Source organism: Pantoea sp. (genome assembly GCF_028283705.1).
Taxonomy (GTDB): Bacteria; Pseudomonadota; Gammaproteobacteria; order Enterobacterales; family Enterobacteriaceae; genus Pantoea.
The window spans coordinates 105,594-129,766 of the sequence record NZ_JAPWKD010000020.1 but is presented as its reverse complement, the minus strand read 5'-3'; the positions used below and the strand labels follow the sequence as shown (position 1 = coordinate 129,766).

General features: G+C 53.1%; 24 protein-coding genes. 16 read left to right on the top strand and 8 right to left on the bottom strand.

Translation table 11 applies throughout. The features are described from left to right. Nucleotides 1-6: 6 nt before the first annotated feature. The gene (locus PW844_RS18470; RefSeq protein ID WP_299454972.1) at nt 7-1,185 is read right to left on the bottom strand and encodes an ABC transporter substrate-binding protein; all 1,179 of its coding nucleotides are present in this window, start codon (nt 1,183-1,185) and stop codon (nt 7-9) included. A 167-nt stretch (nt 1,186-1,352) separates the two neighbouring features. Between PW844_RS18470 and PW844_RS18465 the strand changes: the two genes are divergently transcribed. The 3 genes from PW844_RS18465 (at nt 1,353) to PW844_RS18455 (ending at nt 5,292) form a co-directional block, all read left to right on the top strand. Then, complete coding sequence (locus PW844_RS18465) at nt 1,353-1,754, top strand: nuclear transport factor 2 family protein (RefSeq protein WP_299454969.1); 402 nt, start codon at nt 1,353-1,355, stop codon at nt 1,752-1,754. Beyond that, nucleotides 1,718-1,957 carry a hypothetical protein gene (locus PW844_RS18460; RefSeq protein WP_299455014.1) on the top strand — a complete coding sequence of 80 codons (240 nt, stop codon included), beginning with the start codon at nt 1,718-1,720 and terminating at the stop codon, nt 1,955-1,957. The genes PW844_RS18465 and PW844_RS18460 overlap by 37 nt, the downstream gene beginning before the upstream one ends. Before the next feature lie 602 nt (nt 1,958-2,559). After that, complete coding sequence (locus PW844_RS18455; protein ID WP_299454966.1) at nt 2,560-5,292, top strand: cation-transporting P-type ATPase; 2,733 nt, start codon at nt 2,560-2,562, stop codon at nt 5,290-5,292. Between the two features lie 32 nt (nt 5,293-5,324). Here the strand turns inward: PW844_RS18455 and PW844_RS18450 are convergent, their stop codons facing one another. Then, a complete protein-coding gene (locus PW844_RS18450) occupies nt 5,325-6,428 on the bottom strand; it encodes an AI-2E family transporter (RefSeq protein ID WP_299454964.1) in 1,104 nt (367 codons plus the stop codon). A gap of 183 nt (nt 6,429-6,611) precedes the next feature. Between PW844_RS18450 and PW844_RS18445 the strand changes: the two genes are divergently transcribed. From PW844_RS18445 to PW844_RS18435, 3 genes are all read left to right on the top strand, one after another. Next, on the top strand, nt 6,612-6,845 hold the full coding sequence (locus PW844_RS18445) for a DUF1272 domain-containing protein (protein ID WP_299454961.1): 234 nt from the start codon (nt 6,612-6,614) through the stop codon (nt 6,843-6,845). An 852-nt stretch (nt 6,846-7,697) separates the two neighbouring features. Beyond that, the gene (locus PW844_RS18440) at nt 7,698-8,162 is read left to right on the top strand and encodes an RcnB family protein (RefSeq protein ID WP_299454959.1); all 465 of its coding nucleotides are present in this window, start codon (nt 7,698-7,700) and stop codon (nt 8,160-8,162) included. Between the two features lie 109 nt (nt 8,163-8,271). Next, nucleotides 8,272-9,099: a Cof-type HAD-IIB family hydrolase gene (locus PW844_RS18435; protein ID WP_299454957.1), complete on the top strand. Its 828-nt coding sequence runs from the start codon at nt 8,272-8,274 to the stop codon at nt 9,097-9,099. Nucleotides 9,100-9,157: 58 nt separating this feature from the next. Here the strand turns inward: PW844_RS18435 and PW844_RS18430 are convergent, their stop codons facing one another. Next, nucleotides 9,158-10,321: an iron-containing alcohol dehydrogenase gene (locus PW844_RS18430; RefSeq protein WP_299454954.1), complete on the bottom strand. Its 1,164-nt coding sequence runs from the start codon at nt 10,319-10,321 to the stop codon at nt 9,158-9,160. Between the two features lie 271 nt (nt 10,322-10,592). Between PW844_RS18430 and gntT the strand changes: the two genes are divergently transcribed. Next, nucleotides 10,593-11,909 (top strand): gluconate transporter, encoded by a 1,317-nt coding sequence (gene gntT, locus PW844_RS18425; RefSeq protein WP_299454951.1) that lies wholly within the window; start codon nt 10,593-10,595, stop codon nt 11,907-11,909. Between the two features lie 39 nt (nt 11,910-11,948). Here gntT and PW844_RS18420 read toward each other — a convergent pair whose 3' ends face one another. Both PW844_RS18420 and PW844_RS18415 read right to left on the bottom strand, forming a co-directional pair. Continuing rightward, entirely contained in the window at nt 11,949-13,031 is a 1,083-nt protein-coding gene (locus PW844_RS18420; protein ID WP_299454948.1) for a malate/lactate/ureidoglycolate dehydrogenase, read from the bottom strand. A 106-nt stretch (nt 13,032-13,137) separates the two neighbouring features. Further along, nucleotides 13,138-13,383: a hypothetical protein gene (locus tag PW844_RS18415; RefSeq protein ID WP_084873357.1), complete on the bottom strand. Its 246-nt coding sequence runs from the start codon at nt 13,381-13,383 to the stop codon at nt 13,138-13,140. Nucleotides 13,384-14,337: 954 nt separating this feature from the next. On the opposite strand from PW844_RS18415, the gene pagP reads away from it, so the two are divergent. The 3 genes from pagP (at nt 14,338) to PW844_RS18400 (ending at nt 16,043) form a co-directional block, all read left to right on the top strand. Continuing rightward, nucleotides 14,338-14,910 carry a lipid IV(A) palmitoyltransferase PagP gene (gene pagP, locus PW844_RS18410; RefSeq protein ID WP_299454938.1) on the top strand — a complete coding sequence of 191 codons (573 nt, stop codon included), beginning with the start codon at nt 14,338-14,340 and terminating at the stop codon, nt 14,908-14,910. Nucleotides 14,911-15,060: 150 nt separating this feature from the next. Continuing rightward, nucleotides 15,061-15,270, top strand: a complete 210-nt coding sequence (gene cspE / locus PW844_RS18405; RefSeq protein WP_034829024.1) for a transcription antiterminator/RNA stability regulator CspE — start codon at nt 15,061-15,063, stop codon at nt 15,268-15,270. 347 nt (nt 15,271-15,617) lie between these two features. Beyond that, on the top strand, nt 15,618-16,043 hold the full coding sequence (locus PW844_RS18400) for a GNAT family N-acetyltransferase (RefSeq protein ID WP_299454929.1): 426 nt from the start codon (nt 15,618-15,620) through the stop codon (nt 16,041-16,043). Here PW844_RS18400 and PW844_RS18395 read toward each other — a convergent pair. Continuing rightward, entirely contained in the window at nt 16,027-17,382 is a 1,356-nt protein-coding gene (locus PW844_RS18395; protein WP_299454928.1) for an aminotransferase class I/II-fold pyridoxal phosphate-dependent enzyme, read from the bottom strand. The two genes, PW844_RS18400 and PW844_RS18395, sit on opposite strands and share 17 nt — an antisense overlap. 137 nt (nt 17,383-17,519) lie before the next feature. Here PW844_RS18395 and PW844_RS18390 point away from each other — a divergent pair, with 137 nt between their 5' ends. The 6 genes from PW844_RS18390 to tatE all read left to right on the top strand — a co-directional run bounded on the left by PW844_RS18390 (nt 17,520) and on the right by tatE (nt 22,219). Then, nucleotides 17,520-18,479, top strand: a complete 960-nt coding sequence (locus tag PW844_RS18390; protein WP_299454927.1) for a nitrate ABC transporter substrate-binding protein — start codon at nt 17,520-17,522, stop codon at nt 18,477-18,479. Between the two features lie 2 nt (nt 18,480-18,481). Then, entirely contained in the window at nt 18,482-19,276 is a 795-nt protein-coding gene (locus PW844_RS18385) for a deaminated glutathione amidase (protein WP_299455008.1), read from the top strand. Nucleotides 19,277-19,296: 20 nt separating this feature from the next. Continuing rightward, nucleotides 19,297-20,184 carry an ABC transporter substrate-binding protein gene (locus PW844_RS18380; protein ID WP_299454925.1) on the top strand — a complete coding sequence of 296 codons (888 nt, stop codon included), beginning with the start codon at nt 19,297-19,299 and terminating at the stop codon, nt 20,182-20,184. Beyond that, nucleotides 20,181-21,140 carry an amino acid ABC transporter permease gene (locus PW844_RS18375; RefSeq protein WP_299454922.1) on the top strand — a complete coding sequence of 320 codons (960 nt, stop codon included), beginning with the start codon at nt 20,181-20,183 and terminating at the stop codon, nt 21,138-21,140. The genes PW844_RS18380 and PW844_RS18375 overlap by 4 nt, the downstream gene beginning before the upstream one ends. Next, the gene (locus PW844_RS18370; RefSeq protein WP_084873389.1) at nt 21,137-21,907 is read left to right on the top strand and encodes an amino acid ABC transporter ATP-binding protein; all 771 of its coding nucleotides are present in this window, start codon (nt 21,137-21,139) and stop codon (nt 21,905-21,907) included. Before PW844_RS18375 ends, PW844_RS18370 begins: the two co-directional genes overlap by 4 nt. 108 nt (nt 21,908-22,015) lie before the next feature. Then, nucleotides 22,016-22,219 (top strand): twin-arginine translocase subunit TatE, encoded by a 204-nt coding sequence (tatE, locus tag PW844_RS18365; RefSeq protein WP_084873392.1) that lies wholly within the window; start codon nt 22,016-22,018, stop codon nt 22,217-22,219. Between the two features lie 125 nt (nt 22,220-22,344). On the opposite strand, the gene lipA is transcribed toward tatE, so the two are convergent. Together lipA and lipB are read right to left on the bottom strand one after the other, a co-directional pair. Further along, on the bottom strand, nt 22,345-23,310 hold the full coding sequence (gene lipA / locus PW844_RS18360; protein ID WP_299454918.1) for a lipoyl synthase: 966 nt from the start codon (nt 23,308-23,310) through the stop codon (nt 22,345-22,347). A gap of 173 nt (nt 23,311-23,483) precedes the next feature. Then, entirely contained in the window at nt 23,484-24,137 is a 654-nt protein-coding gene (gene lipB / locus PW844_RS18355) for a lipoyl(octanoyl) transferase LipB (RefSeq protein WP_299454916.1), read from the bottom strand. Nucleotides 24,138-24,173: the final 36 nt, after the last annotated feature.

Sequence of the window (24,173 nt, the reverse complement as noted above, 5' to 3'; positions counted from 1 at the left end):
GTCTCCTTACTCAGCGACTGGCAGGATCTGCTCGCCTTTGAACTGGGCGAAAACATAATCTTTTGGTCCCAGCGCATCGTGCTGCTGCACTGTGAACGGTTGCTGGTAGTGCTTAATCAGCCCGTCATAGTCTTTGATGGCGTAGAAACCGTCGCGAATGGCGGTGCCATTGAGGCTGCTGGCGTTGTTAAGTGCCATCGCTGTCAGGTGCATCGCATCGTAGGCGTTGGCGATACCCACAGCTGGTGTGACATCCGCCAGCCCTTTGATTTGCGGATACTGTTTTTTCAGTTCATCCATCACCTGGTTGCCTTTGGCCGAATTGTGGTCGGTGAAGACAAAGGTCTGGATAAAGGTCACCTGATCGGCTCCCGGCCCTGCCAGCTCGCTGAAGCGTCCACCGGCTGGTCCCCAGTGCGAAACCACCGGCACCTGCCAGTTCATCTTATGCAGCGATTTGACCACTTGAGCAGAAGGTCCGACATTGCCGACCATCAGCAGGGTGTCGGCACCGTCGTTTTTCAGTCGGGTCAGCTGCGGCACCAAATCAACATCGCTGTCTTCAATACGCTCGACGCCTGCTACCGGGATGTTGTTTTTCTGCAACGCGGCACGGAAGCCTTTCTCGTTTGATTCACCCCATGGGTTGTTGACCAGAATCATGCCGGCTTTTTTCATGCCTTTCTTTTCGCTGGCGTATTCCACCAGCGCTTCATCCACCAGCTCATCTACGGCAGAGACGCGGAACACGTAGTTTTCCTTCGCACCGTTATGGGTAATGCCAGTACCGGCGGCCCACAGTCCGACAAACGGGGTTTTCAATTGATTAGCCAGCGGGACGATCGCCAGAGATACCGGGGTATCGAGGCCACCAAACAGCACGGCGACTTTTTCCCGTTGGATCAACTCACGAGCTGCCAGCATCCCTTTGCCGGGGTTACTTTCGTCATCGCGGCGTACCAGCTCCAGCGGATGGCCTTTCACACCACCAGCTGCGTTGATCTCGTTGATGGCGATGGTCAGCCCGCGCGTCAGGGCTTCACCTGATTTTGCTGACTGACCGGATAAGGCCGTGACCAGGCCGACTTTGATCGGTTCCGCTGCGATAGCGGCCGCTGACATCATGCTCATCACAGTCACGACCGCGCATTTACGCCAGTTTTTCAGTAACGATTTTCCGGACATCTCTCACCTCAGGTAGATTGCTAGCAATAATATTTTTATTTCTAGCAATTACGATGCCAGTTTGATATTGCTTAGAAACAGGCGGTTTTTGCCGCAAGTTAGCGGAAAAACTGCGCCATTTTGGTGCTGGTGCGCCAGTGTTGTGCAAATTACCTTCAGGGGGCGTTATGTCTGGTATTGAGCAGGCAGTAGAAGTGGTGAAGAAGTTTCTGGCGGCATCGATGGCACCCGATGCGGTGTTAGCTGCTACCTATATGCATCCGCAGGTGAGCATTACCTTTACCGGTAAACGTGAGTTTCCTGGCACTAAAGGGATCACCGATTTCAATGGGGCACGTTATAAATGGGTGAAGAAGTCACTCGGGCAGTTTGACTGGATGGATCGCGGCGATCATGTGGTGGTGTACTCCAACGGCACGCTGTATGGGGAATGGCCGGACGGTCAGCCTTTTGCTGGCAACCGTTATCTGGATCGTTATGAAGTCCGCGACGGATTGATCGTGAAAATGGATGTGTGGAACGACAGCGCCGAATGGATATTGATGCCGGAAATTGGTCGGGTGGAGTAGTTCTGAGCCATGGCGGCGTGATGAATTGCGCGATAAATCGCGCCGCTACAACCTGGCACTGGCTAGCTGCTGACGTTTTGCGCATCGAAACTGATATACAGATTTTCCGGCATGCTGAAAATTCTCTCCAGTGGCAGCATGTTTTTCGCGCCGGTATCAATATGAGCCGGAACCAGGCGCGGGCCTTCAGCATTATGTTTTGATTCAGTGGATTTAATAACGTGAGGCACTATCATTCCCGTTATTTTCTTATTATCACAACCAATAAGAACCAGACAGCACAGCAGTGCGGTGAGTATCGGCCAGTTATTCATTTTCCTCGTCCCTGTAAGTAACAGTGGGGGGGAATATAAAGGCATATCCCGGACGAAATACTGATTACCCGCAATGTTTGCTGTGATAATTAAATTTTCCCACCTCCGTTTAACTCCGGTTAAATGTTGTTTGTGCTACACAGCCAGCCATGACACGATATTAAAGGTCAGCAGGCCTACTAATGTAGTGGCGATAACAGCGCCAAAGACAAAGAAGATAACTAATATAACTAATTGTTTCTTCATGGTTTATCTTGATCCCTTTTTGTCTGTCAAAAACAGAATAAACAGCCAATAACCTCTTATTATTTGTGGGTTAGAATCTTCTTACCCTGATAATAATTTACTCATGTTACTAGCCCGCACTGAATTATCGTGGCAGCTTTTAACTGAAGAAAACATGATGTCGGTCATCACGCTAGCGGGAAATATTATTAAAGTGTCATTTTTATTTTGCTTTTCATTAATTGAGTAAATCGCGCGGGGTAATTATGAACATCATTCCTTTTGAGGCGAGGCGAACGGAAGCATCCGATCGGCCTTTATATCAGCAAGAGAGTTCGGCGGCATTTACGGCATTAAATAGCTCACCGTCAGGATTAAGTGGTGAAGAGGCACAGGCGCGGCTGCGCGATCATGGTCCTAATGTTCTGCCGCAGAAGCGGGGAAAATCCGCCTTCATGCGTTTTATTGCCCACTTTAAAGATGTGCTGATTTATATCCTGCTGGCCGCTGCGGTGATCACCGCGCTGATGGGCCACTGGGTCGATACCTTTGTCATTCTCGGCGTTGCTGTCATCAACGCACTGATTGGATTTATCCAGGAAAGTAACGCCGAGAAGTCATTGAAAAGCATTCAAAATATGCTGTCGAACGATGCCATCGTGTTGCGTGAAGGGTTGCAGGCTACCGTGGCAACGCAAAATATCGTGCCAGGGGATGTGGTGATGTTGCGTCCAGGCGACAAGGTCCCGGCCGACTTGCGTCTGTTCGAAGTCAATAATCTGCGCGTTGAAGAAGCGATTCTGACCGGTGAATCCACCGTGGTGTCGAAAAACACCGCTGCGCTGGAGGGGGAAAAATCTCTCGGTGACCGTTTCAATCTGGCTTATTCCGGCACCACCGTCAGCTCCGGTACTGCCATGGGTATGGTGATTGCCACCGGTGGCGACACTGAACTGGGGCATATCAATGCGATGATCTCCTCGATTGAGGAGGCAAAAACGCCGTTACTGGTGCAGATCGATAAACTCGGTAAAGCCATTTTCGCCATCATTCTGCTGATGATGGCGGGTCTGTTCGTGTTTGGTTTTCTGCTGCGCGACATCCCGCTGGGGGAGTTGTTGCTGTCGGTGATCAGCCTGGCGGTGGCGGCGGTGCCGGAAGGGTTGCCGGCCATTATCTCCATCATTTTGTCTCTTGGTGTGCAGTCGATGGCGCGCAATCAGGCCATTATTCGCAAATTGCCGACGGTGGAAACCCTCGGGGCGATGTCAGTGATCTGCTCCGACAAAACCGGCACTCTGACCATGAACGAGATGACGGTGAAGGTGGTGGTGCTGGCCGATAGCCAGTGGCGTATCAGCGGCGATAGCTATGAACCCAAAGGTGAATTTCACGCCGAAGTCAGTGCCAGCGGCGTGCCTGCGGCACAGGATGAGGTGTTGCAGGGCTTTTTACAGATTGTCGATATCTGCAATGAAAGTCAGCTGCATCAGGACGCCAGCGGTCATTGGGGCGTCGTCGGCGGCCCTACCGAAGGGGCGTTAAAGGTGCTGGCGGCAAAAGCGGGTATCAGGTCCGACAGGGTTGACGTGGTCAGTAAGCTGCCGTTTGATTCGCTGTACAAATATCAGGCGGTTAGTGCGGTCATTGATGGCAAACCCGGCATTATGCTGACCGGTGCGCCGGATGTGCTGCTGTCTCTGTGCCAGCAGCAACAGGGGGATCAGGGCGTCGCGCCGCTCGATAGTGCGTATTGGGAGCAAGCCATCAGCACCTACGCCAGTGAAGGTTTACGTACCGTGGCCGCCGCATGGCGCTGGTTACCGGCGGCTAAACAGACGCTGGATCATGACGATCTGCATAAGGGCATGGTGTTGCTTGGCCTCGCCTGCATGATGGATCCGCCGCGTCCGGAAGCCATTACCGCCATTCGTGACTGCCAGCAGGCCGGTATCCGCGTGAAGATGATCACTGGCGATCATCAGGAAACGGCGATGGCGATTGGTCAGATGCTGGGCATCGGCAACAGTCAGGCGGCGGTGACCGGTTATCAGCTGGAGCATATGGATGATGCCGAGCTGAGCGTGGCGGCGCAGAAGTATGACATTTTTGCCCGCACCAGCCCGGAGCATAAGCTGCGCCTGGTGAAGGCGCTGGCGTCGGTTGGCGAAATTGTTGGTATGACCGGCGATGGCGTGAATGATGCGCCTGCGCTGAAGCAGGCCAACGTCGGTATTGCGATGGGAATTAAGGGCACGGAAGTGACCAAAGAATCCGCAGATATGATCCTCGCCGATGACAACTTCGCGACCATCGCTGCGGCAGTGAAAGAGGGGCGTCGTGTCTATGACAACCTGAAGAAAACCATCCTGTTTGTGATGCCGACCTGTTTTGCTCAGGGGTTATTGATCATCATTGCGATTCTGATGGGCAACCTGTTGCCGTTAACCCCGGTGCAGATTCTGTGGATGAACATGGCGACTTCCGCCACGCTCTCCTTTGGCCTCGCCTTTGAACCGGCGGAACAGAACATCATGCGGCGTCCACCACGTAACGTGCGCAGTAATGTGATGGATGGGTTCGCCATCTGGCGTGTGGTGTTTGTCGGCCTGCTGATCTCGGTCAGCGCCTTTATGCTGGAAGCCTGGTTACAGCCACGCGGTTACAGCCCGGAATTTATCCGCACCGTGCTGTTGCAGATGCTGGTCACGGCGCAGTGGGTGTATATGCTCAACTGCCGTAACAGCGACGGCTTCTCACTGGATGCTGGCCTGCTGAAGAATCGGGGCATCTGGCTGGTGACCGTGGTGCTGATTCTGCTCCAGGCGGTGATCATCTATGTGCCGTTGATGAACACCTTGTTTGGTACGCAGCCGCTGCCGCTGAAATACTGGTTGATCGCCTTAGTGGTCAGCGCCGGTATCTTTGTGCTGGTGGAGATAGAGAAACGCCTGACGCGCGGCTGGCGTTCATCAGGCGAGCAGGGGATGGTGCGATAATTCTCGTGGCGGGTGCCGTTCGGCACTCGCTCTCAATCGCGTTTTTTACCCTCTTCGATAAATTCTTCGTCAATTTCCTCAACGTTATCGCGATTGTCACGCCCGGAGAGCAGATTCCAGCAGGCGATAAACAGCGCGGCGATGAGGGGGCCGATAACGAAGCCGTTGATGCCATACACTTCCATACCGCCGAGGGTGGCAATCAGAATCATATAGTCCGGCATTTTGGTGTCTTTCCCCACCAGCAATGGGCGCAGAATATTATCCACCAGACCCACCACCACGACGAAAAAGCCGATCAGGAAGAACCCTTTCCACAGCGCGCCGGTGGCGAAGAAGAAAATGGTTGCCGGTACCCACACGATCGCGGAACCAATCGCTGGAACCAGTGACAGGAACGCCATCAGCGCGCCCCACAGCAGACTGCCGTCAATGCCAGTGAACCAGAAGGCCAGTCCCCCCAGTACCCCCTGAACTATCGCGACCACCACCGTTCCTTTAACTGTGGCGCGGGATACGGCGGCAAATTTCAGCAGCAGGTGATGCTTAACGTGAGTGGAGAGCGGCAGTGATTCCAGGATCAGGCTGACCAGCCAGGCACCGTCTTTCAGCAGGAAAAACAGCAGGTACAGCATCACGCCAAAACCCACGGTAAAGGTGAAGGTACCTTTGCCAATAATGAACACGCTCCCTGCCATGTACTGGCCACCCTTGAGGGCAAAACCGGAGAGTTTTTCCTGAATTTGCGCGGCATTATTCAGGTGATGGTCAGACAGGTAACTGCGCGCCCACCCGGGCAGATGCTGAAACAAATCGGCAAACACCGCTGGAAACTGCGAGGAGTTGTTTTGCAGTTTGTTGTAGACAGTATTGATCTCCACCACCAGCGACGACGTGACGATCGCCAGCGGTGTGAAGACGATCAGGCAGATAATCAGCAGCGTAATCAGCGAAGCCAGTCCATTACGATCCCCCAGTTTTTGCCGCAGCAGTGATTTCAGCGGATGGAAAATCACTGCCAGAATCGCCGCCCACAAAATGGCGGAGAAGTAAGGTGCGAGCACATCAAAAAACGCCACCGTGACAATCGCCAGGATGACAATGAAAAAGCCGATATTCAATCCTTTAACTTGCATTAACACGTCTCTTAGAAAATGGGGACGAATGAACTATAGAAGGTCTGAAGAGGAATGGAACAAATTCGGATGACGGGAAACCGGCCAGCTGATGTCCCGATTTGTCCCTGCTTCGTCCGGTCAGGGGCTGGTCACGTACCCTCGCCACCCGCGATGATGGCATTTTACCGACAGGAGAAAACCATGCTGGAATTACGTCCCAACTGTGAATGCTGCGATAAAGATTTACCGCCGGAAGCACCTGACGCGCGTATCTGTTCGTTCGAATGTACCTTCTGCGCCAGCTGTGCCAGCGAGGTGCTGCATGAACGTTGCCCCAACTGTGGCGGGGAGCTGGTGCGACGCCCCATCCGTCCGGCTGCTGAGCTGCTACTGCATCCGGCTTCGACCACGCGCCATAAATCGACGTTGCGCTGACTGGCATTTTTTCCACCGGCAGTTTCTGCCAAAGCAAAGACCTGAACATGAGTATTACACAGGGTATTATTCGCTTCATCTTTAAGGTGGAAAAAGAAAAGAATCTCCAGAAGGCTGATTCAGGAAGAATTAACGCATCCTATAAACTTCGTTAATAATGCTAATATTGAGCTCTGTATTAATCACTGTTGTGTATTAAATCTTCCTGGCAGGAATTTATACCAGTTGGTGAAAAATAAATTTTTTCTGAGCGGGAGCGAGACGTAAAGTCTCGCCAGTGATGAATGGGTTTTTGTGTTGATTTTAATGATTTTTTTATGATTTCAGGGTTTCATCTTCCTGAGGTTAGTTGATCCGGTAAAATATTGTATGATTTGTGCTGGTCGGAGCACAGACCTTATTCTCTGTGAAATGACGTTGCGCAATACGTTATTTCTTTAATCCGCTAACTCTTTACGTATTTTTCCGAAAAATAGTCATTTTTAAAAGTTTTTTTCATTTTTAAATGGTATTGTTTACCGGCAATGCTAGTGATGTGGCGTTGTGTGCTTCAGTTTTACCCTCACTTTTGCAGGGTTCTCCCTCTTTATGCAATAAATGGAAATTGATTCCTCCCGATCCCTGCGATCGGGCTTTCTTTTCTCTTCCGCTTGTTTCCGCATGGCAAATATTGCTGCTTTTTCGGTCCATTTAATGTCAGTCCAGACACAAGTGTTAAGAAAGCGATAAATCGAGGTAATTTATTGTAAGATGGCGGTTTTTTAGGAATTTTGGAAATGCGCTTTTGCCTTCCTATAATCAATAGTAGTGCTTAACGGCGCTACCATTGCCGTTATCATTGGAGGCAACACCATGAAAAAAACAACATTAACGCTAGTCGCTTCGCTTATTGCATGCAGCTCACTGATTTCCAGCGTATCCTGGGCCGATGGTCCGGGCGATCAACACTGGCAGCCACACGGTGGCAACCAGCATCAGGATCACGGTAATGGCCCCGATCGTGGTGGCAATCGTGGTCCTGACCATGGCTATGACCGTGGTCCGGATCATGGCCATGATCATTACGCTGGCCGTCCGATGCCGCAAGACCATCATGGCGGCGATCGTTTCGCCTGGAATGGTCATGACTTCCGTCGTGGTTACCCGGCACCACCGGAATTCCGTGGTCCGCATTATCGCGTTGATGACTGGCGTGGACGCGGTCTGTACGAGCCGCCACGCGGCGAGCACTGGGCATATATCGACGGTAACTATGTTCTGGTCGCGGCAGCCACCGGTATCATCACCGCCATTCTGCTGAATAACGCGTTCAACTAATCTCCCGCAGACGGATGGCACTCGCCATCCGTCTTTTCGCTGTTTTCTCCTCCCCGCCAGGCTATCCTGTAAAGCGTCAGTTTTCCTTTCAAAACGCTAAGGAGTGATGATGGCCGTGGTAAAAATGGTGGCGGTGGATATGGACGGCACCTTTCTCGACGATAAAAAACAGTACAATCGCGCACGTTTTCAAGCCTGTTACCACCAGATGCAACAGCGTGGCATCAAATTCGTGGTCGCCAGCGGTAACCAGTATTATCAACTCAAATCTTTCTTTCCCGATATTGCCAGTAACATCGCTTTTGTGGCGGAGAACGGCGCGTGGATTATCGACCGTGATGAAGAGTTGTTCTGCGGCTCTTTCTCACGTGATGACATCCATGCGGTGATGGATACGCTGCAACGCGGTCACTATCCCGACCTGAAATACCTGATCGCTGGTCGTAACAGCGCTTACTACTTCTCGGGTGTCGATGAACAATGGCTGACGAAGATGCGCCATTACTGCCATCGGCTAACCGCTATCGACAGCCTGAGTGATACCGGTGATGACAAACTGTTCAAGTTTGCCCTCAACCTCTCCGACGACTATGTGGCGATTCTGATGGCCGATATCGAGCGTTTGCATCATGGGGCTGCGGCGGCGACGTCCAGCGGCCATGGTTCGGTGGATTTGATTGTGCCGGGCCTGCATAAAGCCAATGGCCTGCGCTTGCTGCAAAGCCGCTGGGGTATCAACAATGATGAAGTGCTGGCTTTTGGTGATGGCGGCAACGATCTCGAAATGCTGGTGCAGTCCGGCTTCAGCTTTGCCATGCAAAATGCCCCGCAGCGCGTGAAACAGGCGGCGCGCTATCAGGCTCCGTCCAACAATGACGAGGGCGTGTTGCAGGTGATTGAGCAGATGCTGGCAGGGCAGGGACCGTTCGAGGTTTGAGGCATTATGGTAACGGCGCAATAAACTGCGTCGTTACCGGGTTGTGTGCGTATCTGAATTAAACAATCGGCCAGGCGGCGGCGATCATGTCGCGCAGGATCTCTTTGTCGTAGCTGACCCAGCCGTTTTTACTGTTCGCACGGGCCACTATCCACTCCACCTCGGTGGTGGATAAGGCAGGTCCATCCAGCCAGAACGGCATGATGGCATGTTGTTGCAGCCAGGCTTTTAATGCCAGCGCCGGTGGTGCCGGATCATCGGGCAACAGTTGCTGCGCCAGTTGTGCCATCAGGCGCTGCTGTTCGGGATGTTCACTTTCGGCCAGCACCTCAAGGAACGGAAACAGCAAACGTCCGCAGACTTCCCCATGATGGAAAGGTTTAATCGCCCCCAGCTCACCGGCGATGCCATGGATCACACCTAATCCGGCACTGCTCAGGCATACGCCGCCCAGCCAGGAAGCCATCATCATTGCTTCGCGCGCGTCATCACCTGCCTGGTCGTGACGATTGAGCGCAGGCCAGGCTTTAAAGAACAGTTGCAGGCCATTCAGCGCCATTTGCTGACTGAACAGATTGCCTTTGCGTGACAGATACGCCTCAAACAGATGGGTGAAGGCGTCAATGGCGCAGGTCGCCAGCACCGTATCCGGTGCCCCTTGCAGTAAATCAGGGTCGAGAATTGCCACCTGCGGCACAAATACCGGATGGCGCAGTGAGGCTTTCACCTGGATATTTTGCTGATCGGTCACGACGGCATTCTGCGTCGCTTCGCTGCCGGTACCGGCGGTAGTGGGAATGGCAATCAGTGGCAATGTTACGGGCTGCACCGGTGTATCCCCGACCTTTTCCAGATAACGCGCGGTCGGCAGCGGGTGTTGCATCATGGCACTAAAGGCTTTGGCTGCGTCCAGCACGCTGCCGCCCCCGATCGCCACCACACGATCCACATGACCCCGCCAGCGCGTTACCCAGGCATCGATCTCAGCGGGCGATGCCTCATGGCTGACGATCTCATAACCAAGAATGTGATCGTTGAGCGCTGTTCCGAGGCGCGCCCAGGCAGGACCGTTAAGAAACGAGCGACCACAGAACAGCAACGTGGGCTGTGGATTAGCGGCAAGCAACGGCACCAGCCGGTCAATGCTGCCGCGGGCAAACAGGGTTTGTTGATTACTGTACAGCTCAATCAGATTCTCACTCACCTGCAGATCCTTTTTCATGGGCGGAAAACCCTTAGTTTAACCAAACCCTCCTGGCTGTCGGGGCAAACATTCTGATAACTGACCGGCAAAAATTTGATCACCTTCTCAATTCAGAAATTCACCTGGCGTAGCAGGTGATTTCTTCATCTTGTTACCCTTAACATGATACCGGTAACAAGATGCATCGCGATGTAACAACATCTCAAACGCTGCTGTATCCATCGTCCTCAGGACTTATCACAACAAACCGCTGCCGGTGGAAGACCGTGCAAAAAGGTGGAGAAAAATTATGCCATTACTCTACGTGGCAATTGGCGTGGCGTTACTGCTACTGCTGATGATTCGCTTCAAACTGAACGGATTTATCGCACTGATTCTGGTGGCGCTGATTGTCGGCGTGCTCGAGGGTATGCCGGTGGGCAAGGTGCTTGATTCCATCAAATCCGGCGTCGGCGGGACTCTGGGCAGCCTGGCGCTGATTATCGGTTTTGGCGCCATGCTGGGAAAACTGCTGGCGGATTGCGGCGGCGCGCAGCGCATCGCCACAACCCTGATTGAAAAATTCGGTAAGCAGAATGTTCAATGGGCGGTGGTATTGACCGGCTTTACCGTCGGTTTCGCCCTGTTTTATGAAATCGGCTTTGTTTTGATGATTCCGCTGATTTTCAGCATCGCCGCAACAGCGCGCGTGCCATTGCTGTTTGTGGGTGTGCCGATGGCGGCAGCCTTGTCGGTCACGCACGGCTTTTTACCGCCGCACCCGGGTCCAACCGCGATTGCCACGCTGTTCAATGCGGATATGGGCAAAACCCTGCTGTTTGGCACCCTGCTGGGCATTCCTACCGTTATTCTGGCGGGACCGGTCTACGCACGTTTTCTGAAAGGTATCGATAAACCGATTCCGGAAGGACTGTGGAATCCGAAAACCTTCAGCGAAGCGGAAATGCCGGGCTTTGGCGTCAGTGTTGGTACCGCGCTGGTGCCGGTGATTCTGATGGCTCTGCGTGCGGTGGCCGAAATGGTCCTGCCAAAAGGACATGTGATCCTGCCTTACGCTGAGTTCTTTGGCGATCCGATCATGGCTACGCTGATTGCGGTGCTGATTGCTATCTTCACCTTTGGTCTGAATCGCGGACGCAGCATGGATGAAGTGATGGGCACATTAAGTGACTCCATCAAAATCATCGCCATGATGCTGCTGATTATCGGTGGTGGCGGGGCGTTTAAACAGGTGCTGGTGGATAGCGGTGTCGATAAATATATCGCCAGCATGATGCATGAAACCAATGTCTCCCCGATCTTTATGGCCTGGTCAATTGCGGCGGTGCTGCGTATCGCACTCGGTTCCGCTACCGTGGCCGCAATTACCGCAGGTGGCATTGTGGCACCGCTGATCGCTACCTCCGGTGCCAGCCCGGAGCTGATGGTGATTGCGGTTGGATCGGGCAGCGTGATTTTTTCTCACGTCAACGATCCGGGCTTCTGGTTGTTTAAGGAGTATTTCAACCTGACGATCGGCGAAACCATTCGCTCATGGTCAGTGCTGGAGACCATCATCTCAGTCTGCGGTTTAGTGGGTTGTCTGCTGCTGTCGATGGTAATTTGATGTGAAGATGCTGAGGCATGGCGCCTCAGCATTCGCGGTCTACTGCGCCAGTGCGCGGAAGGCCGCCAGTTCTTCTTCCGTCATCCCCGCCTGTAAAGCCGCCTGGCAAATTTTTTCCCAGCTATTGGTATCCAGCGGAATGCCTTCGCGTTCACGCTCCAGACGATTGTTCTCTTCCCATTCGCCCGGTATCTGAATCGGCGCATCGCCGCTTTGTGGCGAACGTTTTACCCAACTGAGGAAGGCTTCCGCTTCCTGCTGCATCGCGGGTGCATCGAAGGCTTCCGGATTCACGATGATGGTGGTCATGCAGTTGAAGATGGCATCGTGGCAGCTCACCAGGGTTTCGTCATGTGTGGTGCGTCCACCTGACAGCGCGCCGCCGAGAATTTCACACATGGTAGCCAGCGCATAACCCTTATGCAGCCCAAATGGCAGCAGCGAGCCATAAGGTTCCTGATGCATCACGCCGGGTTCGGTGGTGCCTTTGCCCTGATGATCGATCAGATAACCCGGTGCAACCTGCTGTTCTTTGTTCCATGCCACACGGGTTTTGCCGAAGGCAATGCCGCTGGTGGCGAAATCAAGCAGCAGCGGTTTGGCGTTGGTGCGCGGGAAGATGGCACAGAAGGGGTTAGTACCAAAACGCCGGTCGCTGCCGTTGAACGGTGCAACCATCGGGTCACCCGCGACGTTGACGAAGTGAAAAGAGACAAACCCGGCAGCCGCACATTGTTCAGCCCAGTGACCGATGCGCCCGATATGATGTGAATCGTGCAGGCCAACGGCGGCGATTCCAAATTTAGCCGCGCGCTCGATCCCCATCTTCATGGCTTCCCATGCCGCGACCTGGCCAAACCCATTATGACCGCTCAGGGTGAGCACTGCGCCGACATCTTTCTCAACCGTGGTGTGCTGGTTAAGCTGGAGAAAACCCTGAGAGAGAGAAACCATATAACTCGGGATCATGCCTACGCCATGCGAATCATGACCCGCCAGATTCGCTGCTACCAGGTGGTCGGCGACCAGCCGTGCTTCGTCGGCACTACTGCCTGCATGTAACCAGATAGCCTGTACAAATTGATGGAGCCGGGAAGAAGGGATACGAAGAAGGGCACTCACGCGGTTGATCTCCTTTCAAAATAGGTACTCCATCCTGCGACGAATGCTTAATAACGGCAAGTGAGAATTGCCGAAAGCAAAGGGCCACAAGATGTGGCCCAAAAACTCAGTGCGGTTGTTCGAAACCCGCTTTAACCATTTGGTCGCGCAATGCGCGGGTAATTTCACGGTTCCCGCCCGTGACAGGATAAATGACATTATTGACGACATCGTCAAGATAATGTTCTTCAAACTCCTGCATGGTGAGCTGGGTGCCACCTTCGTCATTGATGGCAATGCTTCCTCTGATGTGATTGCCATAGTCCTTTGCCTTCAGGCTGTAACGTCCCATGCTGGTATTTATCGTGCTCATATAATCTCCTTGTTACTTAGGCAGTGATAACAATTGAGGCCTGCTACAGGCGCTGTAAGTTTAGACAGTAGGCGGCGGGAGAACGAAGCGGCAAAGTTAAGAAAAATCTGTAGCTGCGACCGGCCTCGCAGAAATAATCATCAGGTAAACGAAACCACAGCATGATGACGTGATGGCTATCGCACCTGACAGCAGAAGCAGGATCTTCATCTATACTTGAGTTAACTGGCGCTATTAATGATGTAAAAAGGAGCGGAAAATGAAAATAATCCTGTGGATCATCGCTATCATCTTCATTGTTGGGTTGTTAACCATTACCGGCGTGTTTAAATTGATTTTCTGACGCGTACAGGCACCCGTAGGTGCCTGTTTCCGTTCATTCGGCTTTGGTGAAGGCAGGTGAGTGGGGACGCGAGACGGGCAAAATCACATCCCGCAGATTGAGCGGCTTTTGACACTCAGCACAACAGGCACCGTGGTGACTTTGCTGCCTGGTTTGTCTGGTTCCGGGCAGCGTATAAAAAAAACGCACACACCCACAGCGGCTACAACGAATAGTCATCAGCATTCCTCTTTATCTCCCTCCTGGAATGCTGAGATTTATCTCATTCATCTGATTAGTTCAATCGATAAATTTCATTAATTTATTTACGTTATCAACAATGAAGCACAGATTGCTGAAAATTAAGTCATTTCCGGAGGGGATTGTTAAGAGAAGACTGCACATTTTATCAATTCTGCCAATAGCCCCTTCGTTTATCCCCGGTTCCGGTAGCATTTGGTCATTATGGTAAAATGCGCCCTTCGCGTGTCGGAAATTCCAGACAATGCCTGGAGTGTTTCAGGAAACTTTTCACTAAACTTTTCAGACAGTAGCGTTAATTTTTGGGCAGATGCCGGGAAGGATATCCGTGGCTCTGTCGTCTTAAGGATTGTTTTACAGGAACCTTCGTTGTGAATCGGTACATTTCGGCAGCCTGTGTTGGCTGTATTTTAACCCTCGGAAGCGCGTTTTCTGCCTCGGCCTCTACCGTCACTCAAAACATCAAATCAGGCTGGAATACCTTTACTGACAATGTGGCCGAGACCTGGTCGCAGCCGCAAAATTATGATTTTTATCTGCCCGCTATTACCTGGCATAACCGCTGGACATACGATCAGGAGCATATCGACAGATACAACGAACGTCCATGGGGCGCGGGCGGCGGTGTTTCGCGCTGGGATGACAAAGGTAATTGGCATGGCCTGTACCTGATGGCGTTTAAGGATTCCTTCAACAAGTGGGAACCGATTGGCGGTTACGGCTGGGAAGCGACCTGGCGTCCGCTGAGTGACGACAATTTTCACATCGGTGCCGGCTACACGGCGGGCGTCACTGCCAGGGATAACTGGAAATATATCCCGATTCCGGTTTTATTGCCGTTGGCTTCTATCGGATATGGTCCTGTTACCTTCCAAATGACTTATATTCCAGGTACTTATAATAATGGCAATGTCTATTTTGCCTGGTTGCGATTTCAGTTTTAGCGGATGAAGACGGATGGAAAGTGTGAAGGTTGGCGAAAAACACGATATTTATCACTTTTTCATCAATTCGCACTGGACAAATGTCACCGCAATTGCTGTACTAGACGCCGACACAGTTTAGTGTCCATTTTTCATGTAAAGGTAATATAGATGTCCAAGATCAAAGGTAACGTTAAGTGGTTTAATGAATCTAAAGGATTCGGTTTCATTACTCCTGAAGATGGCAGCAAAGATGTATTCGTACACTTCTCTGCAATCATGAGCAATGGCTTCAAAACTCTGGCTGAAGGTCAGCGTGTAGAGTTTGAAATCACTGACGGCGCTAAAGGCCCATCTGCTGCTAACGTTATCGCTCTGTAAGTTAACACGCAGAATTCTAAAAACCCGCCTTATGGCGGGTTTTTTTATACCTGCCACCAAATGATGGCCCAGGCGATCAGGGCGAAGGTGCTGATGGATAAGGCCAGCATTTCATCCAGGGTACGTGGGATCATACTCTTCATTGCGTTGTCTCCTGTGGCGTTCAGGCCAGCATGGCAAAGCAATATTAATTCTGCCTTAAGCGCTGATGACAGGCGCATGACAGGGCACAAACTGCGGCGTCTCTCACAGATAATCTCTGTAACATCCCCATAACAATCCTTACTTGCAGCTTTTTGGCTGACAACGCTATATAACAGCAGGAAACGGATTACTGAGGAGGCAGGATGAAGATACGTCAGGCACAGGCGAAAGACAGTTTTGCTCTGAGTGCGCTGCTGACCGAACTGGGTTATGCCGGCACTGAAAGGTTTATTGAGACACGATTAACACAGCTTTGTAACCATCCCGATGAAGTGCTGCTGGTGGCCGAGCATGGCACCCAGGTGCTGGGTTTTCTGTCGCTCCACTTTATCCCGCAACTGGCGCTGTCGGGCGATTTTGCCCGTATCAGCTATTTCTGCATAGCCGAAGGCGAGCGCAGCAAGGGGAGCGGGCAGCAGTTGCTCAGCTATGCCGAACAACTGGCACGCGAGCGTGGCTGTGATCGCATGGAAGTGCATTGCCATGCATCACGTCTCAAAGCGAATCAGTTCTACGCGCGCGAAGGCTATGTGGAATCGCCGCGTTATCACATCAAAGATTTGGGCTAAGGTTAATTTCCCGACCAGATGCAATCACCAGTGCGTCAGCAATGCTGTCAAGTTGTTGCAATGGCAACATGGCGGTGCTGACGCGAATGAATTGTTCGGCATTGATGCTGTAGCGTTCACCCGGCACGGCGGCGATACCTCGGGCGGCAAGCGTAATCATGGCATATTGTTCTGACGCCACCGGAATATATAGACTGAGGCCATCACGTTCGGCCAGCACCAGCCCACGAGCCTGCAGGGCATGCAGCAGCAGCTGGCGACGCTCCCGATAGGTGTTTTTTGCCTGTTCTACCTGCTGCCGCGTGGTGGCGTCTGTTAGCATCCAGGCAACCGCATCCTGCAAAATTCGGCTGGTCCAGCTGACACCAAAGTTACGCCATGCCTGAATACGTTTCACCAGTTCACAGGGGGCGGAAAGTACAGCAAGCCGCAGGTCCGGTCCGTAGGCTTTCGAAAACGAATGGACATGCACCACGCGTTCGGGAAAGTGGTATCCGAGACTCCACACCGGCCAGCGCGACAAATCGCCAATCCCGTCATCTTCCACAATCAGCGTTTTGCTATTGGCCAATACGCGTGCCAGCTCCGCACTGCGTTGCTGCGTCACGGTATGTCCGGTGGTCGAATGGGTACGCGGCTGGTAGATAAACATCGCCGGTGTTTTGTGCAGATGTGCGGCTAAAGCGGAGGGAATCGGCCCCTGTTCATCGCAGGGAAGCGGCAGAATCTCCGCGCCGATATTGTCCAGCATATCCAGCAGACGTGTTGCGGTGGGATCTTCGAGCACCACCCGATCGCCAGGAGACAGCAGCGTTTGCACGATTAAATTCATCGCATCAAAGCCACCATCGGTCGCCAGCCATGCCTCTGCCGGGTAGGGCCAGCGTGGTGTAATCGCCGCCAGTAGCTGAGGTGAAATGGCTTCACGATGATAGCTATTCAACTGGGGCGACTGAAGGCCAGCCAGCATCGCTGGCTGCAAATCGGGTAACAGCGCCGGGTCCGGAGAAGCCATTGCCAGATCGGCCTGGATGTTATCGCCATAGTTGCCGATTTTTTCAAAACGAATCGGCCGCGGCATCACTGTATTGCCACACACCCACACGCCACTGCGACCTTTACCGGCCAGCACTTTCTGTTTTTTCAGCTGCGACCAGGCCGCCGATACCGTCGCCGGACTGACGCCCAATAGCTCTGCCAGCTCGCGTACGGCGGGCATTTGCATACCCACTGCAATCTGACCATCGCGAATCAATGTGGAAGCGGTAAGCGTAATGCCCTTCACCGACGCATCGGTAATTTGCGCGCTGAACCAGTCAATATCTACCGTTTGCGTCATAAGAAAAACCTTTGTTCAGTAACAAAGAATTTATTGTTCAGGTTAGTATTCCCGATTTAGTATCAAATTCAAGCACTATTTGCTGAATAACTAAACGCAGCCTGACTGCAATCAGAACGAACGGGGAAACAATAACTATGGTAACCATCAGACTGGCGGTTCGTGACTGGGATTACTTTACACCGCTGGCACTCGGCGATATCAAGCCGGAAGGATTTCAGCTGGAAATTGACCGCGTCGGCACGCTGGTTGATAACCTGGGCAGCAGCGACAAATACGATGCCGGTGAGGTGTCGTTCAGCCGTTATGCCCAGTCACGTGCGAAAGGCGACACCTCGCTGCTTGGTCTGCCACACTTTCTGATGCGTGGCTTTCGTCAGCGTTGCATCATCACCACCGCCGAGAGTCCGATTACCACCCCGGCTCAGCTGAAAGGAAAAAAAATCGGTGTCACGGGCTGGCAGGATTCCGGCAATACCTGGACGCGCACCGTGCTGCGTGAAGCCGGTGTTGGTATTGATGATGCGTACTGGTTTGCGGGCCGCCTGACAGCGGAGCACCCGATTGTTGATCGTCTCGCGGGCTTTGGCCGTCCGGGACGTATTGAAGTCGCCCCCGGCGAACGCCCATTAATCGAGCTGCTGAAGGCCGGTGAGCTGGATGCGGTTTTCACCCCGTTTATGCCGGAAGGTTTCTTTCTGCCGGAATCGGGGCTGCGTCAGCTACAAGTTGATTTCGCCAGCGCCGAGCGTGATTACTTTAATCGTGTTGGTTATGTGCCGGGGATTCATATTCTGGCGCTGAAACCCGCACTGGCGGAACAACATCCGTGGCTGCCACAGGCGTTGAGTGAGATCATCGATCGTTCGTACCAGCTATGGATGAAGAAACGCGAGAAATACGCCGACACCACGCCGTGGTTGCTGGATGATTTGCGACGTACCGCGCAGGAATTACCGGCCGACTGGAATCAAAACGGATTTGCCGCTAACAAAAAGATGATTGCCGATTTTGCCAGCGAGTTGTTTGAACAGGGCTTAACCAAAACATTGCTGACGCCGGAAGCGATCTTTCCGGCGGTGACGCAGGGGGAATGATGATGAAAGTAGCGATGGGGCAATTTGCGGTCAGCCGCGAATGGCAGGAAAACGCCGATATCTGCATCGGCCTGATGAATAACGCACTGGCGGGCGGAGCGGATTTGCTGGTGCTGCCGGAAGGCGTGTTGGCGCGTGATATTGCCGATCCGGATCTGGTGCTGAAAGCAGCCCAACCGCTCGATGGCCCGTTTCTGACGCAGATCCTCGCGGCCAGCAAAGGTAACACGCTGACCACCATGATGAGCGTACACGTGCCAACCGAAGGGCAGAAGGCGCTTAACGTGCTGATCGCCATTCGTAATGGCGAAATCATCGCGGAATACGAAAAATTGCACCTGTATGACGCCTTTGCCATGCAGGAATCACAGCGTGTTAACCCCGGCCATGTCATTCCGCCACTGGTTGAAGTGGCGGGAATGAAGGTGGGTCTGATGACCTGTTATGACGTCCGTTTCCCTGAGCTGGCTCGTCGTCTGGTACTGGATGGTGCCGATGTGTTGGTGCTGCCTGCGGCCTGGGTGAAAGGGCCACTGAAAGAGATGCACTGGGAGTTATTGACCACGGCACGTGCGCTGGAGAACACCTGCTATATGGTGGCGGTGGGAGAATGTGGTCCGCGCAACATCGGCAACAGCCTGGTTATCGATCCACTTGGTGTAGCGATTGCCAAAGCACCGGAGTCAGCGGCACTGGTATTTGCCGACCTCGATCCACAACGTATTGCCTATGCACGTAGCGTATTGCCGGTCCTTGAGAACCGTCGCTTTGCTCGCCCTGAACTGAAAACACACTGACAGCACTGGGAAATTGAAGAATGAAAAAAATGACTCTCGCTATCGCGCTGGCTCTGGGCCTGTCGGCATCGTTCGCTCAGGCGGCTGATGCGATTCCCAGCCAGAAAATTGACCAGGCGCTGCACGATCGTCTGCCCGCAGATATCAAAAGCGCTGGCAAAATGATCGCCGTGAATAACGGCTCTTTCCCTCCGTATGAGATCGTCAATGGTACGCACTCGATGGAGGGGGCTTCTGCCGACCTTGCAGTGGCGCTGGGGCAATTGCTGGGGGTGAAAATCGAACATGCCACCGTCAGCGGCTTGTCCGGGGTGCTGGCAGGGATTAATTCCGGCCGTTATCAGCTGGCGATTGGGCCGATTGGTGATTACCCGGATCGTCAGGAGAAAGTCGATTTTATCGATTTTGTGCAGGAGTTTGTGGTATTTGGCGTACCTAAAGGCAATCCGGCAAAAATTAATGGCCTTGATGATACCTGCGGCAAGCGTATCGCGGTGATGGCGGCGGGTTCTGCGGAGCAGGTGATCCGCAAGCAATCTGATGCCTGTGTCGCTGCCGGTAAACCTGCGGTGGTGGTGCAGTCATTCACTGACCAGCCTTCTTCGATTCTCGCGGTGCGTTCGAAACGTTCTGACGCCTTCTTCTCGTCACAGGCACCGCTGACGTACTTTGTTGAGCAGGCCAATGGTCAGCTTGAGTTGTCTGGCAAAGGTCAGAAAAATGGCTTTGGTGATATCTTCCAGGGCACCGTGGTGCCGAAAGGTTCCGAGCTGGGTAACGTGGTACTGGATGCGTATAAAGAGTTGTTCAGCAACGGGACTTACGCTGCCATCATGAAAAAGTGGAAGCTGGACGGTAACATGTTGCAGGCACCGGGCCGTAATCTGGCGCAAGGGGCGGCAAAATGAGTTCAAACACCAACGATTCGCGAGCCAGGGATAAGGCCGACGTGCAGCAGCGCGACGTGGCTTTTGCCCGCAACGCGCCCACTTATGGACGCTGGGTCTCATGGATTGTGGTGCTGGTGATCGCCTCCAACTTCCTCTGGCTGGTGGCGACCAACCCAAACTTTGAGTGGGCGGTGGTGCTGAAATGGTTTACCGAAGGTTCGGTGCTGAAAGGATTACAGGTGACGCTCGGGCTGACGGTGGTGTCGATGATCCTCGGCACCCTGCTGGGCCTGCTGCTGGCGGTGTGGCGTCTGTCGGAGAACAGGCTGCTGAGTGGCATCTCGTCGCTCTACATTTGGTTCTTTCGCGGTACCCCGCTGCTGGTGCAATTGATCTTCTGGTATAACCTGTCAACGCTGTTCCCGACGTTGTCGATCACCATTCCCTGGACCGGCATCACCTTTGCCAGCTGGAATACCAATGATCTGATCACGCCATTGACCGCCGCAATTGCCGGTCTGGCTCTGAATGAAGCCGCGTATATGGCGGAAATCATTCGTGCGGGTTTGCTCTCGGTCGATAACGGCCAGGTAGAAACCACGCAGGCTTTCGGCATGAGCCGCACGCGTGCACTGCGCCGCATCATCATTCCGCAGGCCATGCGTTCCATTATTCCCCCCACTGGCAATCAGTTGATCAGCATGATCAAAGCAACCTCGCTGGTGAGTGTGATAGCTATGGGCGATCTGCTGTATTCGGTGCAGGCGGTCTATAACCGTACCTTTGAAATCATTCCCATGCTGATGGTAGCGGTGATCTGGTATCTGCTCATCACCTCAATTCTCAACGTTGGTCAGTCGGCTATTGAACGTTACTACGCCCGCGGTACCCGACGCACGGTGGTTGTCACCAAACGCCGCAATCAGAGTGACGATATCAGCCAGCGTGCCCTGGTGCAGAAGGAGGATGTATGAGTGATGTTCAGCCGCTGGTGCGTGCCCGCAATGTGCAGAAAAGCTACGGTGATAATGAGGTCCTGAAAGGTATCGATCTGGATGTGTTCCCGGGTGAAGTGGTGGTGATCCTCGGGCCGTCCGGCTCGGGCAAATCAACCTTTCTGCGCTGTATTAACCATCTGGAAGATATGAACGCCGGTTCGATCATGGTGGGTGATGAGCAAATTGGTTATGAATTAAAAAAAGGCATTTTGCATCGCCTGTCACCACGCCGAATAGCCCATCAGCGCCAGAAGATTGGCATGGTGTTTCAGCAGTTCAACCTCTATCCCCATATGACGGTGTTGCAGAACATCATTGAAGCGCCGATTGGCGTGCATAAGTTCCCACGCCAGGACGCGTTAAAACATGCCCATGAGCTGCTCTCAACGGTCGGGCTGAGTGATAAAGCGGATGCCTGGCCACGTCATTTGTCCGGTGGTCAGCAGCAGCGGGTAGCGATAGCGCGCGCGCTGGCGATTAAGCCATCACTGATGTTGTTTGATGAACCGACCTCGGCGCTCGATCCTGAGCTGGTGGGGGAAGTGCTGGCGACCATGCGCACGCTGGCGGATCAGGGATTAACCATGATTGTGGTCACCCATGAAATTGGTTTTGCCCGTGAAGCCGCTGACCGTGTGGTATTTATGGATGGTGGCGTGGTGGTGGAGCAGGGCAGTCCGGAGCAGGTGATTGGCAATCCGCAGCACCCGCGTACCCAGGCATTTTTGAGCCGTTTTATCTGAAAATTATCAGGTGGCTGATCTTACTCTGTTACAGATTGCAGTTGAGCTGGCAAGCGATCTGCGCGTAAATATCAGTCACCGTTTTTCGCTAAGGTTGAAAGGTTAATTATGGAAGGTATCAGTATTGCCAAACTGCTGATCATCGGTGCTCTCATCGTTCTGCTTTTTGGCACCAACAAGTTACGTTCACTGGGTGGCGATCTGGGTTCCGCAATCAAAGGCTTCAAAAAAGCCATGAAAGATGATGAATCCACCGCAACCAAAAGCACTGCTGAAGAAGCACCGGCAGAACGTGTCAGCCACAAAGAGTAATCTCTGCGGCTAACGTCAATAAGTGTAAAAATTTATTACGTTGTAAAAAACCAGACTGATGCCAGTCTGGTTTTTTGTTTTGTATCGCGGTGAAGTGATGACGCCGTCCGTGGCGCAGGCAGGGATTACTTAACTTCCAGTCCTTTGGCCTGCATGTCGGCATGGTAAGAGGAGCGCACAAACGGGCCACAGGCCGCGTGGGTGAAGCCCATTGCCATTGCTTCAGCTTTCATCTCATCAAACTCAGCAGGGCTGACATAACGCTGCACTGGCAGATGATGACGGCTCGGTTGCAGATACTGGCCCAGTGTCAGCATGGTGACGCCATGACGACGCAGATCGCGCATCACCTCAACAATTTCCGCATTGGTTTCACCCAGACCCACCATCAGGCCGGATTTCGTCGGCACGTCTGGATGCGCTTCTTTAAAACGCTCCAGCAGCTTGAGTGACCACTCGTAATTGGCACCCGGTCGTACCTGACGGTAAACGCGTGGTACGTTTTCCAGGTTGTGGTTGAACACATCTGGCGGCGTCGCAGTGAGGATTTCCAGCGCACGATCCATACGACCACGGAAATCGGGTACCAGGGTTTCAATCTTGATCGACGGGCTTTTTTCGCGGATAGCACTGATGCAATCGGCAAAGTGCTGGGCACCGCCGTCACGCAGGTCATCGCGGTCAACCGAGGTGATAACCACATAACGCAGCGCCATATCGGCGATGGTTTGGGCCAGTTTCACCGGCTCATTAGCATCAGGGGCATTCGGGCGACCGTGTGCCACATCGCAGAATGGGCAGCGACGGGTACAGATCGCGCCAAGAATCATAAAGGTAGCGGTGCCGTGGTTAAAACATTCTGCCAGGTTCGGGCAGGATGCCTCTTCACACACCGAATGCAGGCCATTTTTGCGCATGGCGGCCTTGATGCCCTGGATACGGCTGGTGTCGGCAGGAAGTTTGATCTTCATCCACTCCGGCTTACGCAGAATTTCCTCACGCTCAGTGACCACGGTTTTCACCGGAATCAGCGCCATTTTGTCGGCATCGCGATATTTGACGCCACGTTCCATCTGAATTGGTTTACTCATAAATCTGCAGGTTCCGGTCGGGATTGCGATTTGAAAGCTTCCTCACTCAAACTGAGAACCAGGCTTTCAACTTTATTTGAAAAAATTGCAAAAATTATATCATCTCGCAGCGCGGTAAGCAGCCGCTGTGAAGGTCATCAGGTTACAAAATTGTAAATACGCACTGACAGACATCACTGCGCGGGTTCATCGTTTAACCACTCGCTGGCGGTAAAGCCGGTCAACTGCGCAAAATGCTGCACCAGGCGCGGCTGGACATCAGCGGTGGTCACACCTGGCTGGAACTGCCCCAGCTGTGTCATACGCATACCGGCATAACCACAGGGATTGATGCGCAGGAAAGGGGCGAGATCCATCGCCACATTCAATGCCAGACCGTGAAACGAACACCCTTTGCGGATGCGCAGACCGAGCGAGCAAATCTTCTCTTCACCCACGTACACACCTGGGGCATCCGGTCGCGCATGGGCGCTGACACCGTAATCCGCCAGGGTGGCAACCACTGTTTCTTCCAGCGCCGTCACCAGTTGGCGCACACCAAGCTTACGGCGTTTAACATCGATCAGCACATACATAACCTGCTGGCCGGGACCGTGGTAAGTGACCTGGCCGCCGCGATCGCTTTGCACCACGGGAATGTCGCCGGGCATCAGCAGATGCTCAGCTTTGCCAGCCTGGCCCTGGGTAAACACCGGGTTATGCTCCACCAGCCAGACTTCATCTGGGGTGTCGCTGTCGCGTTGATCGGTAAAGCGGTGCATGGCGTCAGAAATCGGCTGCCAGTCGCGCTGGCCGAGTTGACGAACAAGAAGCGTATTAGCTGACAAAACGGGCATCCGGTAAAGAGTGAGAGGCAAAGTATA